This window comes from Paraburkholderia sp. RAU6.4a (assembly GCF_050435625.1).
GTDB classification, from domain to species: Bacteria; Pseudomonadota; Gammaproteobacteria; order Burkholderiales; family Burkholderiaceae; genus Paraburkholderia; species Paraburkholderia tuberum.
Genome location: NZ_JBNDKQ010000003.1, coordinates 2,358,761 through 2,373,944, shown reverse-complemented (window position 1 = coordinate 2,373,944; position 15,184 = coordinate 2,358,761). Strand labels below are relative to the sequence as shown.

The window sequence follows — 15,184 nt, the reverse complement described above, 5'->3', positions numbered from 1 at the left end:
GACTCGTATGCGGTTTCGGATCAACAGAAGAACCTCTTTTGCGCTGGCGCTCGGTATCGGCATGACGACGTCGGCCAGTCTGGCGGGTTTGAGCGGCGCCGCTCAGGCCGCGCAGAACGGCGCTGCATGCGGCGACTGGGGCGCCTGGCAAAGCTTCGTGCAACGCTTCGTCCAGGCCGACGGCCGCGTGATCGATTACTCGACGCCGGCCCAGCAGACCACCTCGGAAGGCCAGTCCTATGCGCTCTTTTTCGCGCTGGTCGCCAACGACCGCGCGACCTTCGACAAGCTGCTCGGCTGGACCCGCGCGAATCTCGCGGGCAACCAGTTCGACGCCCAGAACCTGCGGCTGCCCGCATGGCAATGGGGCAAGAAGCCGGACGGCTCGTACGGCGTGCTCGATCCGAATTCGGCGTCGGATTCCGACCTCTGGATCGCCTACGATCTGCTGCAGGCCGGCCGCCTGTGGCACAACCCCGCCTACACGCAACTGGGCCAGGCACTCGCCGAGCGCATCGCGCACGACGAAGTCGCGAATCTATCTGGCCTCGGGCCGATGCTGCTGCCGGGGGCGCAGGGCTTCAGGAACGGCAACGTCACGCGTCTGAATCCGAGCTATCTGCCGCTGCCGGTGTTGCGCGCGCTCGCGCACGAGGTGCCGGACGGCCCGTGGGCCAAGCTCGCCGACAACGCTTATCAGTTCGTCAAAACCGTGTCGCCGCAAGGCTTCGCGCCTGACTGGGCGGCGTGGCAAAACGGTCGGTTCGTCGTCGATCCGAAGAACGGCGACGTCGGCAGCTACGATGCGATCCGCGTCTATCTGTGGGCCGGCCTCGCTTCGCCCGCCGATCCGCTCGCGAAGCCGTGGCTCGGCGCGCTCGGCGGCATGCGCGCGAAGGTCGCGCAGAACGGCTTCCCGCCGGAGAAGGTGTCGTCGACCACCGGCGCGGCGAGCGGCGAAGGCCCGCTCAGCTATTGGGGCGCGCTCGCGCCGTACTTCAAGACACTGGGCGACGAGCACGGACTCGGCCTCGCGCGCACGCGGCTCGCCGCGCTCGACGCGAACGTTCCGGGCCGTGAACCGGTGTACTACGATCGTGTGTTGGGTCTGTTCGGCACGGGGTTCATCGATGGCCGCTATCGCTTCGATGAAGCCGGCGGTCTCGTGCCCGCCTGGAGGACCGCATGCGATTGAACGCCCTCGCCGGGTCGCTGCATATCGCGCTGTCCGCCGGCGCGCTCTTGTGCGCGGCCGCGGCCGCGCCCGATGCGCTCGCGCAGGCGAGCAAGGATCCGCTGACCGTGCTGATCGATCAGGGCAAGTACTGGCAGTCGCATCAGCGCGGCGACCTCGCCGAGCAGGCCTGGCAGAAGGTGCTCAGCATCGATCCGAAGCAGCCCGACGCCCTGTTCGGCATGGGCATGGTGCTGGCCGACCGCAAGGACGGCGCCGGCGCGCAGCAGTACCTCGCGCGGCTGAAGGCGGCCGCGCCGAACTATCCGAATCTCGATGAGCTCGGCCGCCGCCTTGGCGAAACGAGCCCGCGCGACCAGACCATCAGCGAGGCGCGCCGGCTCGCGCAAGCCGGTCAGAGCGCGAGCGCGGCGCAGGAGTATCAGCGCGCGCTGGCCGGCAAGCCCGCCACGCCCCAGTTGCAGCTCGAGTATTACCAGGCGCTGTCGGCGACGCCGCAAGGCTGGGACGAAGCACGCCGCGGCCTCGAACAGCTCGCCCACGACAATCCCAACGACCCGCGCTTCGCACTCGCGTACGCGCAGCATCTGACCTATCGCGACGTTACGCGGCGCGACGGTATCGCGCGGCTGCAAAAGCTCGCGGGCGACACCTCGGTCGGCGCGGCGGCGAAAAAGAGCTGGCGCCAGGCGCTGCTGTGGCTCGACGCGCGGCCCTCGGACGCCGCGCTGTACGTCGAGTCGTACTTCCAGACCGCTGGTGAAGATGCCGCCGTGAAGGCGCGCTTCGAATCGATGGTGCAGCAGGACAGCGCGGCGCGCGCCCGCGCGCAGGAAAACGCCGCCGCCGACGCGCGCGGCCGCGTGATCGCCGACGGCTTCGCCGCGCTCGACCGCGACGACATCGTGAGCGCGCGCGCCAGGTTCACGTCGGTACTCGCGAACAGTCCTAACGATACCGACGCGCTCGGCGGCATGGGCATCGCCGCGCTGAAGCAGGAGCGTTTCGCCGAGGCGCGCAACTACCTCGAGCGTGCCTCGCGCGGACCGAATCCGGCGCGCTGGAAAACCGCGCTCGACAGCGCGACCTACTGGACCTACACGAGCGAAGCGATCGGCGCGCGCAGCAATGGCGAGTTCGCGAAGGCGAAGGCACTGTTCGAGCGCGCGATCGCGCTGAATCCGTCCGACGTGACCGCCCAGGTGCAGCTCGGTGAAATGCTGCTCACGACCGGCGACCCGGCCGGCGCCGAGCAGGCATACCGGATGGCACTGCGCCGCCAGGCCGACAACCCGGACGCGATTCGCGGCCTCGTCGGTGCGCTCGCCGCGCAGGGCCGTGCCGACGAGGCGCTGCAGTTCGCCAATCAGCTGAACGCGCAGCAACAGGCGAAGGTCGGCGGCATCGACCGTTTGCGCGGCGACGCGCAGGCAGCGCAGGCGCGCGCGGCCGAAGCGCGCGGCGATCTCGGCAGCGCGCGCAGCCTGTTCGAAGACGCGCTGCTGAACAAGCCCGACGATCCGTGGCTGCGGCTCGACCTCGCGCGCATCTACGTGCGCCAGGGCGCGGTCGCGAATGCGCGCAGCATGATGGACGGTCTGCTCGCCGCGCATCCGGACATGACCGATGCGCTGTACGCGAGCGCGCTGCTGTCGGCGGAAACGCAGGACTGGTCGACCGGTCTCGCGCAGCTCGACCGTATTGCGCCCGCGCAGCGCACCGATGCGATGACGACGTTGCAGCATCGGCTGTGGGTGCATCGGCAGGCCGACCTCGCGACGCGCATGGCGAACAACGGCCAGACGCAGCAGGCCATCGCGATGTTGCGCGCCGCCGAGCCGGTGGCCGGCAACAACCCCGAATTGATCGGCGTGATCGCCGGCGCGTACCAGCAGGCCGGCGACCCGGCCCGCGCGCTCGCACTCGTGCGCGGCGCGATGAGCGCGGCGCCCGGCAACACCGATCTGCTGCTGCAATACGCGAGCATTCTGTCCGCGGCCAACCAGCAGGCCGAGCTCGGCGCCGTGATGCGCCAGTTGCAAGGCATGCAACTGACGCCGCAGCAGCGCACTGACTTCAACAACCTGAATCTCGGCATCGTCATCCGACAAGCTGACGCGGTACGCCTGCGCGGCGATCTCGCGAGCGCCTACGAGGTGATCGCCCCGTGGCTCGCCGCGATGCCCGACAACCCCGACCTGCAGGCCGCGCTCGGCCGCATGTATGCGAGTGCGGGCGACGACCGCAACGCGCTCACGAGCTTCCGTGTCGCGCTGCAGCGCCGCCCCGACGATCTGAATCTGCTGCAGGCGGCGATCTCGGCCGCGGCCGGCGCGAAGCAGTTCAGCTACGCCGAAACGCTCGCGAACCAGGCGCTCGCCCTCGCGCCCAACGACCCGGGCGTGCTCGCGACCGTGGGGCGCATGTATCGCGCCCAAGGCAAGCTGTCGCTCGCGTCGACCTATCTGCAACGCTCGCTGGTCGCCGCCAATACGCCGCTGGCGGCGCACGCGCCCCGCAACGCAGGCGCCAACGTGCCGCGCGGCTGGGAAGCGGCGATGGGCCAGATCGGCGCGACGCCGCTGCCGGGCACCAATCCATTCGAAGGCAAAACGGCGATCGTCCCTTCGGGCGACGCCGGCAATGCCGCGCGTCCCGCGCTTCCGTTCCTGAATACGCAGTCTTCCTCGCCGACGCAGACCGTGCCGAACTATCCGCCGCCCCTTCAGCCCGCGCCGTATGTCGCGCCCTATGTCGCGCCCTATACGGCGCCCGCCGCGACGCCTTATAACGCGCCTGCCGCACAGCCCGCGCCGGTCGCCGCACCGTACGGAGCGCCCCGCTCCGCCGTCGAGGTCGGCGGCTACGGACAGGAATCCAACGGATCGAGCCAGTCGGGCGCGCCGTTGCAGCCTTATCCGGGGCAAGGTCAGGCGCCCGGGCAGCCGATGCCGCGGCAGCAGTACGACGCGGGCTATGCGCAGCCGCAGCCCTATGCGCAGCAGCAAGCGTATCCGCAGCAACCGGCATACGGGCAACCGGCGTACGGGCAACCGGCATACGGGCAACCGGCATACGGGCAACCAGCATACGGGCAGCAGCCCTACGGCGCGCAGGACGGCTATGCGGCCACACCGTGGCCTATGTCGCCAGCCGCGCGCCAAGCGCAGGCCAACGCCGCGTCGACGACGGCGCTGCCGTACGGATCGACACGCACGAGCACGCAGAAGAGCGCCAAGAAGAGCACGGCGAAAACGAGCCAACCCGCGCCCGTCTACGCGCAGCCGCCGCCGTATCCGCAGCAGCAGGGCTACGCGCAGCCGTATCAGCCGTACCCGCCGCAACAGCCCTATCAACAGCAGCCTTACCCGAACCAGGGCTACTACGCGCAGCAGCCGTACATTCCGCAACCGCCGGCCGGCTACGCGCAGCCGTACTACCCGCCCGGCAGCAACGCGCAGAACAACCCGCAGTCGAACGTCGCGAACGCGCAGACGCTCGGCGTCGCCGAGGAGCTTGCGCAGGTCAATCGCGAGCAGTCGAGCACCGTGTCGGGCGGCCTGATCTTCCGCAATCGCGTCGGCGAGGACGGACTGTCGTCGCTCACCGACATCGAGGCGCCGATTCAGGGGCGTATCAAGGCGGGCAACGGTCACGTGGTCGTGACCGCGACCCCGGTCACGCTCGACGCAGGCACCGCGTCGAACAGCACGTCGACGCTCGCGCGCTTCGGCGCGGGGCTTTCGAGCGCGTCGTCGAAATCGGCGGCGCAGAACGGCACCAACAACTACGGCAGCCAGACCGCGAGCGGTGTGGGCCTGTCCGTCGGCTATGACAGTCGCAGCATCAGCGGCGATATCGGCGTGACGCCGATCGGCTTGCGCGAGACCAACATCGTCGGTGGCGCGCAATACAACGGCGGCATCACCGACAAGGTCTCGTACTCGATCGCGGTCGCGCGACGCGCGGTGACGGACACCCTGCTGTCGTACGCGGGCGCGCGCGATGCGGCCGCCGGCCTCGAATGGGGCGGCGTCACGTCGAACGGTGCGCTTGCCAGCCTCAGCTGGGACGACGGCACGAGCGGCCTGTACGTGAACGCGTCGTATCAGCACTACATGGGCACCAACGTGCCGAGCAACAACGCGATCAAGGGCGGCGGCGGCGTCTACACGCGTCTGCTGAAAGACGCCGACCAGACGCTGACGGTCGGCGTGAACACGACGATCATGGGCTACAACCGCAATCTGTCGTACTTCACTTATGGCCAGGGCGGCTACTTCAGTCCGCAGCAGTACGTGATCCTGAATCTGCCGGTCGAATGGTCGGGCCGCGCGGGCCTGTTTACATATGACGTGAAGGGGTCGATCGGCGTGCAGCATTATCGCGAGGATGCGTCGAACTACTTCCCGCTGAACGACGGCTCGACGCGGCAAGGCGACGCGGCGGCCGCCGCGCAATCCCTCGGCAACGGTCTGACCGCCGTCTACCCGGGTCAGAGCAAGACCGGCGTGTCGTATTCGATCAGCGGCGTCGGTGAATATCAGCTCGCGCCGCAGCTCGCGGTCGGGGCGACCGCGTCGCTCGGCAATGCCTATGAATATCGCGAGTGGCTCGCGGCCGTGTACGTGCGCTACAGCTTCAACAAGCAGACCGGCTTGCAGCCGTTCCCGCCGGTGCCGTTGACGTCGCAGTATCTGTCGCTGTCCAACTGACGGACGCACTCGTTGGGTGAGGTCGCGGCTTGCATTCGATGAATCGCAAGCCTCGTCGCCCCCGCCCTCACTTTCGTTCGCACTCCATTGCATAGCGCCGGCCATGCTCGAGATAGCCGGCCTCGTGGCTGCTCACGAGCTCGACGACGGGTTTGGGGAGTGGATATCGTGTGATGTTTTTCTTCGCCACCGTACGGTGCGTTCCATTGACGTTCGAAGCTCGCGCAGGAATCGGGGACGACAGCACGATTCGCACCTGACAGCGGGCACGACCACGCCCTACGCGAAGGTATCGAGCCACGCCGGAAATGCGGGCGCTTCTTCCGCTTTCGCCGCGCAGCAGACGCGCCTCGCGGTAAATGTCGCCCGCGCATCGAACGAGGTGCCAAATTGGTACGGTTTCGGACACGGGTGCTTACCCGGCAAAACCCCGAATAGCGTCTGCGATGCATCACCGATAAGGCGTTGTGCCCTACAATATTTGGGGTTCGCGAGGCTGCGCAACGCGCGCGAACCTTCGAAGCTTCGGTCAAGAGCCAATCATTTTCGACGTGATTTCACGTGGAGCGCTGCATGCCTTTTCCGGCACAAGACTGCGGCTGCGCTGGCTGGCGCGGCGAGATGGCGCGACGCATCAGCGAATTCGACTGGCGCGCCACCACCCTCGGCGCGATCGAAAACTGGCAGCGCAGTCTGACCTCGACGGTCCAGATGATGCTCGCCTCGCCGGTGCCACTCGTGCTGTTGTGGGGCGAGCCCGGCTACATGATCTACAACGACGCCTATGCGGTCTTCGCGGGCGGGCGGCATCCATATCTGCTCGGCCGTCCGGTCGAAGACGGCTGGCCCGAAGTCGCCGATTTCAACCATCACGTGATGGTCACCTGCCTCGCGGGCGGCTCGCTGTCGTATCGCGACAAGGCGCTCATGCTGCTGCGCGACGGCAAGCCGGAAGACGTGTGGATGGATCTGTACTACAGCCCGGTCGCGGGCGACGGCGGCGCGCCGGCCGGCGTGCTCGCGATGGTCGTCGAGACCACCGGGCGCGTGCTGACCGAGCGGATGCGCCAGCAAGCCGAAACCGAATTGCACGAGACCAACGAACGCCTGCAGCTCGCTCTGAACACCGGCGCGGTGCTCGGCACCTGGGTGCTCGACGTGCGCACCGGCGAGGTCACGGGCGACGAACGCTTCGCGCGGACCTTCCTGTTTGCGCGCGACAAAGCGTCGAAGGGCGTCGCGCGCGATGCCGTGACGCAGATGATCCACCCCGACGACCAGGCGCTCAACGACCGCCTGACCGCCGAAGCGATCCGCAGCGGCGAGCCGTTTCGCGCCGAGTACCGAATCCGGCGGCCTGACGGCGACTATATGTGGGTACAGGCGAACGGCCGCTGCCAGTTCGATGAACACGGCGAACCGACGCGCTTTCCGGGCGTGCTGATCGACATTCACGATCGCAAGATCGCCGAACAGCAGCTTCTTCAGTTGACCGAAACGCTCGAGCAGCGCGTCGCCGATTCGATCGCGGCGCGCACGCTCGCCGAGGAACAGCTGCGCCAGGCGCAGAAGATGGAAGCGATCGGCAGCCTGACGGGCGGCGTCGCGCACGACTTCAACAACGTACTGCAGGTGATCAACGGCAATCTGCAGATGCTCGCCGCCGACGCCAACGACGACCCGGTCGCGCAGCGGCGTCTATCCGCCGCGACCGATGCCGTCAAACGCGGCGCGAAGCTAGCCGCACATCTGCTCGCGTTCGCGCGGCGTCAGCCGCTGTCGCCGACCGTGCTGAATCCGCGCCGGCTGCTGACTGGCATGAGCGAGATGCTGCATCGCGCGCTCGGCGAAACGGTGCGGATCGACACGGTGCTCAGCGACGATCTGTGGAACGTGCAGGTCGACCGCAACCAGCTCGAAAACGCGCTGCTCAATCTCGCGATCAATGCGCGCGACGCGATGCGCGCCGACGGCGTGCTGACCGTGCGCGCGACCAACCGCACGCTCGACGCCGCGTTCTGCCGCGGCAAGCCGGAGTTGTCGCCCGGCGAATACGTGGAGTTCTCGGTTGCCGACACCGGCTCGGGCATGCCGCCCGAAGTGCTGCAACGCGTGTTCGAGCCGTTCTTCACGACCAAACCCGACGGCCACGGCACCGGCCTTGGCCTGTCCATGGTGTTCGGCTTCGCGCGGCAAAGCGGCGGGCATGTGTCGATAGAAAGCGAAGTGGGACACGGCACCACGGTGTCGCTGTTCTTTCCGCGCTGCTGCGAGGCGGAGACGCCGGAGACCGTCGATGGCACCGCGGCACCGGTCGGCGGCGGCGAAACGATACTCGTCGTCGAGGACGATGCCGACGTGCGGCTGACCGCGGTCGAAATGCTCGCGCAGCTCGGCTACAAGGTGCTGACCGCGTCGAACGGCGACGCGGCGCTCGAATTCATCGACAGCGACATGCCGATCGATCTGCTGTTCACCGACGTCGTGATGCCCGGCAAGCTGAAGAGCGTCGAGCTCGCGCAACGCGCGGCCGCGCGCAAGCCACCGCTGCCTACGCTGTTCACGTCGGGCTATACGCGCGACGAAATCGTCCACCACGGCAAGCTCGACGCCGGTATCACGCTGCTGTCGAAGCCGTACCGGCGCGACGATCTTGCCCGTCTGGTGCGTAACGTTCTACGCGCGGGCGCCGCGCGCGCGGACCTCGCGGCCGGGATGCGCGAAGCGCGTATCGCCGCATGCGTGCCGCCCGCCGCGTACGAAAGCGCCAACACGTGCGCCACTGCGAAGGGCCCGCGGAAAGCGTCGAACAAAGAGCCGAAGAAAAAGCCGCACAAGCCGATCCAGCCGCGTGGGGCCCACGAAGCCGCGCGCGTGCTGTTCGTCGAGGACGACACCGAATCGCGCGAGGCGCTCGGCGAACTGCTCGGCGCGTTAGGCCTCGCTTGCACCGCGGTCGCGAGCGCGGAAGCAGCGTTGCCGCTCGCGAACACGCAACGCTACGACGTACTGTTGACCGACCTCACGCTGCCCGGCATGTCCGGCCACGAACTCGCGCGCGCGGTGCGGCAAGTGCAGCCGGAGATACGCGTGCTGCTGGTGTCGGGGTACGGTCGCAGCGCGGAGATCGGGGCGGCGATTCCGGGTGCACGGCTACTCGGCAAGCCGCTCGATATCGCGCAGTTGCGACACGAGTTCGCGCAATGGCTCGACCACACCGAAGCGGCGTCCTAGATGCTATGAGGGAGAGCAGCGTCAGCTCCTTCAACGTGGTCGCGGTAATCCCCGGCGCGTCGCAGATGAAGGTTTGAAAAGCAACGCTAGCATCATCGGACGCGAAGCAATCCGCGGTTCAGCGGGCCAAACCCCGCGTAAATCCGGAATTAGAAGGAACCGCCCAAACCGTAAGATCGACATAAACCGGTCAGTCAGGTGTTCGCGGCATGCTAGATCTTCCTCTTTCCGATGACGCCTGGGCGCGCATCAGTCATCTGTTCAAGCAGGACCCGAAGAAACGTCTGGGCCGGCCCGCGCGTCCTCCGCGCGAGATCCTGGACGCGATTCTGTGGGTCGTCACGCGCAACGAGAAATGGCATCGGCTGCCCGGCACGTTTCCGCCGTCGCAGACGTGCTACATCAGGTGGCTGCAATGGCGCCGCACGGGCTTGATGAGCGCGATTCTCGACGAGCTCGGCCTGAGCGGTTGCGCGCTTGCATCGGCGTCTCGCGCGGATTCGGCGCCTCCGGCGGGGTCGACTGCCGACGCCTGAAATCGCGGCCTGGAATGGCATATATTGTTGGTAAGGATGAGTACCGCAACGGCGCGGCCCCGATCTGCATCAGCCGCGCGGGTGCGGGTATGATGCCGGGCGCGGTGCCCGCCGCACCCGCTTCCGATGCCGCATTTTTTGCCACGAGAACCATCATGCCTGCCCAACACGACGAAGCACCCGGCGCTCACGACACGACGGACAAGCCGAAGCGCAAGACGCTGTCCATGTCCCTGCGCAATCTCCTGATGGTCGCCATTGGCGTCGTGATGTTCACGATCGTGTCGGGCGTCGTGCTGTACAACCCGATCATGTACGGCGACGAGATCCCGAACTTCGGCATCATCCTGATGCTGACCGTGCCGGTCATCGCAGGCGTCGCGTTTCGGGTCGGGCTCGACGCGTGGCTCGATCGCGAGTGAGCGGCAAGAACGCCACCGCCTCATCCCATCATGCCGCCTCGACCGGCAATACGACCCACACTTCGAGGCCGCCGCCGTCGCGCGGATGAAACTGCAGGCCGCCGCCGTGCAGCCGCGCGATCCGATCGACGATCGACAGCCCCAACCCCGTGCCGCCGCTATGCGCACGCGCATTGCGGCCGCGCTGGAACGGCGCCTTCAGCTTCTCCAACTCCTCCGCCGTCAAACCTTTACCGCGATCGCCAACGGCAACCGTGACCGCGTCCTGCGTCGCCCACGTGCGCACCGCAAGCCCGCTGCCGCTGTAGACGATCGCGTTCTGCATCAGATTCATCAGCAGCCGCATCATGCTGATCGGCCGATATCGAACGGCCGGCAAGCTGCCCAGCGACAGGTCGAACTCGTGCCCGAGCCCCGCGAAGTCGCCCGCGAGCCGTTCGATCAGCGCATTCAGATCGCCGGGCTGCGCTTCCTCGCGCTCGCCGCTGCCCGCGTAATCCATGAACTGCTGCAGAATCGTCTCGATCTGATCGAGATACGATTCGGCGGCGATGACGAAACTGCTGTCGGCCCCCTGCGGCATCGCCATCGCCATCGACAGGCGCAGCTTCGTCAACGGCGTGCGGATGTCGTGCGAGATGCCCGCGAGCATCAACGCGCGCGTCGCTTCGGCGTCCTGTAACGCGCGCGTCATCTGATTGAAAGCGCTGCCCACGGCGGCGATTTCGGCGGGGCCGTCGGTGGGCAGCGGCGCGGGCAGGTCGCCGGCGCTGACGCGCCGCGCCGCTTGCGTGAGCTCGTGCAACGGTTCGTTCAGGTGCAGCTGGATCGCGTAGCCGGCGAGCGCGGCGAGCACGCCGAGACCCAACGACAGGAAGATCGCCGCTTCGAGGCCGCTGCCCTGCGCGTCCTCGGGAACCGGCAGCGCAATCCAGTATGGCGCGCTGGCCAACGAACCGGCCGCGTGGTCGGACCCGGCAGCCGGCGCATGCATGCGAATCCACAGCCGCTGCGCGCCCTCGGTCTGCCACCGCACGGGCATATCGGAGGGCAGATGCTTCTGCAGGCTGTCGATGAAAACGCCGCGCTGATAGGTGCTGTACACCCGCAACAGATCGTGCGGCGGTGTGTCGGTCGCTTCGGGCGGCAACTGCTCGCGCGCGTCGAGACGCGCGGTCAGCGCCGCGCGCGAGGCGGGTGGAGTGGCCGCGAGCAGGTTGTCGAGCGTCGTCACGTAGGTCGCGAACACGGCCGCCGCGCGTTCGACGCGTGGCCGCTGCACGTAATGCAGCAGCACGACGATCGAGCAGATCTGGCTCAGCATCACGAGCGCGATCAACAGCGCGATATTGCGCGCGAGCAGCGTGCGCGGCAGCAGTGCGCGCGACAGTGAGCGCATCATGATTCGACATCGGCGACGAGCATATAGCCGACGCCCCAGACGGTGCGAATGAAACGCGGCTTCGACGGATCGTCCTCGACGATCTGCCTCAGCCGCAGCACCTGTACGTCGATGCTGCGATCGAGCGCGTCATGGTCGCGCCCTCGCGCACGCGCGAGCAGGTTGTCGCGGCTCACCGCACGATTCGGCGACGACGCGAGCGCGACCAGCAGCAGCATCTGCGCGGAATGAATCTCGAGCGGCTCGCCCGCGCGCGACAGCTCCTGCTTGCCGATGTCGAGCGTGAAGTCGCCGAAACGCACGCGCTGCGACGTCAGCGTGAGGTCGCCCGCGGCCATCTTCTGGCGGCGCAGCAACGCATTGATTCGCGCCACCAGTTCGCGCGGCAGAAACGGTTTCGCGAGGTAGTCGTCGGCGCCGGTTTCGAGGCCGGTCACGCGATCGAGCGGATCGCCCTTCGCCGTCAACATCAGGATCGGCAAGGTCTGCCCTTGAGCGCGCAGCTTCGCGCAGATCTCGAGGCCGTCCTCTTCGCCGATCATCAGATCGAGTATCAGCAGGTCGAACGGCTCGCGCTCCAGGTAGCGATTCAGGCGCTTGCCGTCCTCGGCCGCGCGCACGTCGAAGCCATGACCGCGCAGAAAGCGCAGCAGCATGTTGCGCAATTCGGCTTCGTCGTCGAGCACGATGATCCTGGCGGGGCGTTCCATCCGAAAGCTCCTCGATAACCGAGCCGCTCAGTGTGCGGCCCCGCGTTCCTGCATGAATGCCTCGATCTGCGGGAGCGTGATGTAGCCGGCCTTCTGCGTGTCGATCTCGTCGAAATGACGCGCGAGCAGCGGCATGCCGGCCGCTGCCTGGTCGCGCGTCAGCTTGCCGTCGTGGGTGGTGTTCGCGCTTGAAAAACGCGTTTGCAACTGCTGCTCCATGCGCTCCATCCGCTGCTGGCTGATACCTTGCGGCGCGGCGGCCTGAGCGAACGCGACGGTGGACGCGCAGCACAGCAGCACGGTGGCGAGCAACTTCTTCATGACTGACTCCTTCGGTTGGAACATCGACCGTCGCCTGCCTGGGTGCCGCGAGCCGTTTCGATGACAGGCCGAATTGTTGGTCAGACGCCGCGCGATCGCAATTCGAGAATCATGTCGAATCATGTCACGGCACCGGGTGCCGCTGCAGCTTGACATCGAATGAAATGAGTTCGCGGTTTCGTTTTGCGGGCCTGCTGCGTATCGTTCCGTCTGCCGTTCGTCGGCATTCACGTATCAGGAGTCCCAAATGACTATCCGTCTCGCCTGCGCCTCGACTTTCACCGCCATCGGTCTCGCCTGTTCTTCCGCTGCCTACGCGCGAGTCGTCGTCTATCTGCCCGCCGCCGTCGTTTACGCGCCGCCGCCGCGGCCGGTCTACTACCCGGTGCCGGTCAATCCCGTGTACGTATCGGCACCGCCTGTCGCCGTGCCTGTGGCGGCCGCGACCATCGTCGCGGCGCCGCCCGGGCAGCCGGCCAGCACGACGGCCGCCGCTGCCGTGGTCGTGCCGCCCGCGCTCAACTATGCGGTAGTGCCCGCGCCGACGGTCAGCTATGCGCAACCGCTCGTGATCGCGCCGCGTTGAAAGCGCGCGCCGGGCCGTCGCGCGGGCGGTTTCGATCGCCCCGAGACCGACCCACGCCGTTGACTCAGCATAGGACACGCGCCTCGCCGGCACGCCTGGTGAATTCCCGTTGTCCCGTTGAAAGGTGGAGCGCCGCGTAAAGCTTGCATGGAGTTTGCCGCTTCTTACCATCGCGCACCGCGCCAGGCGCGCGCCCGATGTGGCGCTCTGCGCCGGCACGGCTGATATTGACTACATATAGGCGGGATGGAACGGACCTTGCGATCCCTGTCAGGTTCGCGCGCCCCTTATCCCACCTTCTTTCCTGGACCTTTGTGATGAGCTACCAAGATATCGACAAGGAAATCGCCCACCTCGAAGTCGTTTTCAACGCACTTTCTGGGCGCGACCGTTTTCCGTTGTCGTACTGGCATCGTCGGCTGCATGCGTTGAACCGTTCGTCGATGGTGCCCGCGCAACGCCAGCGCGTCGCCCACCTCGAAGCAAGGCTGCGCTCGGTCGGCGCGCGACTGGACGAGCTCGCCGGCGCGACGCGCGTCGGTTCCTGCACAAGCCCGCTGATGGCGGGCGGGTCCGGCATCCGTTCAGCCAGTTAATATCCGCGCCCCAAGCGCCAGCACGAGCGCGGGCACCATCACCAGCGCGCCGACTTTCAGAAACTTCATGAAGCTGACGTCTTCGCCTTCACGGCGAATCGCGTTGAGCCACAGGATCGTCGCGAGCGAGCCGGTGATCGACAGGTTCGGCCCGAGGTCGACGCCGATCAACAGCGCGTCGATCACGCGCTCGGGGCTATGCGCCTGCATCACGGTCGAACTCGCGATCAAGCCGGCCGGCAGGTTGTTGATCAGATTGCTGAGGAACGCGACGCTCGCGCCGGCCCACCCGGCCGCTTCCATTTCGTTGTGTTCGGTCGCGCGGCGCAACGCACCCGCGAACAGGTTGATCACACCGGTGTGATCGAGCATCTCGACCAGCACGAACAGCCCGGCGACGAGCGGCAACACGTTCCACGAAATTTCGCGCATCATCGGCAGCGGCGATCTGCGCTCCTTGATCAGCACGACGAGCGCGGTCAGCGTGCCGAGGATCGCGGTCGGCAGGCCGAGCTGGATGTCGTAGGCGGAGACCGTCAGCAGCGCGCCGGCCGTCACCGCGATGCCCGCGAGCGCGACGCGCCCGCTCGCCGACAGTTCGACCGCGTCGAGATTTGCCTCGCAGACGCCAGCGAGCGCCTCGCGTTGCGTCCAGCGCAGCATCACGAAGGTCGCGGCAATCGACATCACCGACGGCAGCGTAAAGCGCAGCATCCACGGTCCCAGCGGCGGCGTGTGATTGCCGTACAGCACGATGTTGGCCGGATTCGAAATCGGCAGCACGAAGCTCGCCGCATTGGCGACGAACGCGCAGACGAACAGCAGCGGCAGCGGCGGTGTCTTCGCTTTCTTCGCCGCCGCGAACACGGCGGGCGTCAGCACGACGGCGGTGGCGTCGTTGGAAAGAAACGCGGTGATCACCACGCCGAACAGATACACGAGCACGAACAGCTTGCGCGGCGAACTGCGCGCATGATTGACAGCGAGCACCGCGACCCAGTCGAACAGCCCTTCGCGGCGGCCGACTTCGGATAGCAGCATCATGCCAAACAGGAACAGATAGACGTCGGTGCCCTTGCCGATCGCTTCGACCGCGAGATGCAAGGGCAATAGGCCGAGGGCGACGAGCAGCACCGCGCCGGCGACGGCCCACACGGCTTCGGGCCATTTGAACGGCCGTGTGATCACGCCGGCGGTGGCGAACGCGGCAATACTCTCAGGAAAGAAAAATGGAATTCACGGCTTGACGCCCGGATAATGGGTTATGTCGGTGGCTGCGCAAAGCGCGCAACCTTGTTCTTCGGGGCAACAAATTACCACAGCGGTACCACGGCGAGCGCTCCATAGCAGTGTGCGTGCCTTCATGCGCGGACCTTCAGCGCGCATGCCTTTCCACACGATTAACATCATCGCGACAACGATCTGTTCCCGCGCACCCGCCTATTCGGTTTGTATTGGCATCCCTAC

11 protein-coding genes are annotated in these 15,184 nt (G+C 66.9%); 7 read left to right on the top strand and 4 right to left on the bottom strand.

Annotated features, from left to right (window positions below; genetic code table 11):
* The first annotated feature begins 7 nt into the window (after positions 1 to 7).
* The 5 genes from bcsZ to OKW40_RS35510 all read left to right on the top strand — a co-directional run bounded on the left by bcsZ (position 8) and on the right by OKW40_RS35510 (position 10,102).
* Entirely contained in the window at positions 8 to 1,195 is a 1,188-nt protein-coding gene (gene bcsZ / locus OKW40_RS35530; protein ID WP_429493690.1) for a cellulose synthase complex periplasmic endoglucanase BcsZ, read from the top strand.
* Positions 1,186 to 5,910: a cellulose synthase subunit BcsC-related outer membrane protein gene (locus OKW40_RS35525; protein ID WP_429493689.1), complete on the top strand. Its 4,725-nt coding sequence runs from the start codon at positions 1,186 to 1,188 to the stop codon at positions 5,908 to 5,910. The genes bcsZ and OKW40_RS35525 overlap by 10 nt, the downstream gene beginning before the upstream one ends.
* 573 nt (positions 5,911 to 6,483) lie before the next feature.
* Positions 6,484 to 9,144, top strand: coding sequence for a response regulator (locus OKW40_RS35520; protein ID WP_429493687.1), 2,661 nt, complete (start codon positions 6,484 to 6,486; stop codon positions 9,142 to 9,144).
* Positions 9,145 to 9,353: 209 nt separating this feature from the next.
* The gene (locus OKW40_RS35515; protein WP_090806367.1) at positions 9,354 to 9,680 is read left to right on the top strand and encodes a transposase; all 327 of its coding nucleotides are present in this window, start codon (positions 9,354 to 9,356) and stop codon (positions 9,678 to 9,680) included.
* 155 nt (positions 9,681 to 9,835) lie between these two features.
* Positions 9,836 to 10,102, top strand: a complete 267-nt coding sequence (locus OKW40_RS35510) for a hypothetical protein (protein ID WP_429493686.1) — start codon at positions 9,836 to 9,838, stop codon at positions 10,100 to 10,102.
* A gap of 28 nt (positions 10,103 to 10,130) precedes the next feature.
* Here the strand turns inward: OKW40_RS35510 and OKW40_RS35505 are convergent, their stop codons facing one another.
* From OKW40_RS35505 to OKW40_RS35495, 3 genes are read right to left on the bottom strand one after another with little or no spacing between them, the layout of a single operon-like run.
* Positions 10,131 to 11,504: an ATP-binding protein gene (locus tag OKW40_RS35505; RefSeq protein WP_429493684.1), complete on the bottom strand. Its 1,374-nt coding sequence runs from the start codon at positions 11,502 to 11,504 to the stop codon at positions 10,131 to 10,133.
* Positions 11,501 to 12,214, bottom strand: coding sequence for a response regulator (locus tag OKW40_RS35500; protein WP_090806371.1), 714 nt, complete (start codon positions 12,212 to 12,214; stop codon positions 11,501 to 11,503). Before OKW40_RS35500 ends, OKW40_RS35505 begins: the two co-directional genes overlap by 4 nt.
* A gap of 27 nt (positions 12,215 to 12,241) precedes the next feature.
* Entirely contained in the window at positions 12,242 to 12,535 is a 294-nt protein-coding gene (locus OKW40_RS35495; RefSeq protein WP_184065271.1) for an EF-hand domain-containing protein, read from the bottom strand.
* Positions 12,536 to 12,782: 247 nt separating this feature from the next.
* Here OKW40_RS35495 and OKW40_RS35490 point away from each other — a divergent pair, with 247 nt between their 5' ends.
* Positions 12,783 to 13,121: a hypothetical protein gene (locus OKW40_RS35490; RefSeq protein WP_429493683.1), complete on the top strand. Its 339-nt coding sequence runs from the start codon at positions 12,783 to 12,785 to the stop codon at positions 13,119 to 13,121.
* Between the two features lie 317 nt (positions 13,122 to 13,438).
* On the top strand, positions 13,439 to 13,717 hold the full coding sequence (locus OKW40_RS35485) for a hypothetical protein (RefSeq protein WP_184071519.1): 279 nt from the start codon (positions 13,439 to 13,441) through the stop codon (positions 13,715 to 13,717).
* On the opposite strand, the gene OKW40_RS35480 is transcribed toward OKW40_RS35485, so the two are convergent.
* Complete coding sequence (locus OKW40_RS35480; RefSeq protein ID WP_429493682.1) at positions 13,706 to 14,905, bottom strand: arsenic transporter; 1,200 nt, start codon at positions 14,903 to 14,905, stop codon at positions 13,706 to 13,708. The genes OKW40_RS35485 and OKW40_RS35480 overlap by 12 nt on opposite strands.
* Between the last annotated feature and the right edge of the window lie 279 nt (positions 14,906 to 15,184).

Coding starts and splice junctions, on each gene's coding strand:
- OKW40_RS35500 (WP_090806371.1), bottom strand. CDS start 12,214: ATGGAACGCCCCGCCAGGATCATCGTGCTCGACGACGAAGCCGAATTG.
- OKW40_RS35510 (WP_429493686.1), top strand. CDS start 9,836: ATGCCTGCCCAACACGACGAAGCACCCGGCGCTCACGACACGACGGAC.
- bcsZ (WP_429493690.1), top strand. CDS start 8: ATGCGGTTTCGGATCAACAGAAGAACCTCTTTTGCGCTGGCGCTCGGT.
- OKW40_RS35485 (WP_184071519.1), top strand. CDS start 13,439: ATGAGCTACCAAGATATCGACAAGGAAATCGCCCACCTCGAAGTCGTT.
- OKW40_RS35495 (WP_184065271.1), bottom strand. CDS start 12,535: ATGAAGAAGTTGCTCGCCACCGTGCTGCTGTGCTGCGCGTCCACCGTC.
- OKW40_RS35525 (WP_429493689.1), top strand. CDS start 1,186: ATGCGATTGAACGCCCTCGCCGGGTCGCTGCATATCGCGCTGTCCGCC.
- OKW40_RS35505 (WP_429493684.1), bottom strand. CDS start 11,504: ATGATGCGCTCACTGTCGCGCGCACTGCTGCCGCGCACGCTGCTCGCG.
- OKW40_RS35520 (WP_429493687.1), top strand. CDS start 6,484: ATGCCTTTTCCGGCACAAGACTGCGGCTGCGCTGGCTGGCGCGGCGAG.
- OKW40_RS35490 (WP_429493683.1), top strand. CDS start 12,783: ATGACTATCCGTCTCGCCTGCGCCTCGACTTTCACCGCCATCGGTCTC.
- OKW40_RS35515 (WP_090806367.1), top strand. CDS start 9,354: ATGCTAGATCTTCCTCTTTCCGATGACGCCTGGGCGCGCATCAGTCAT.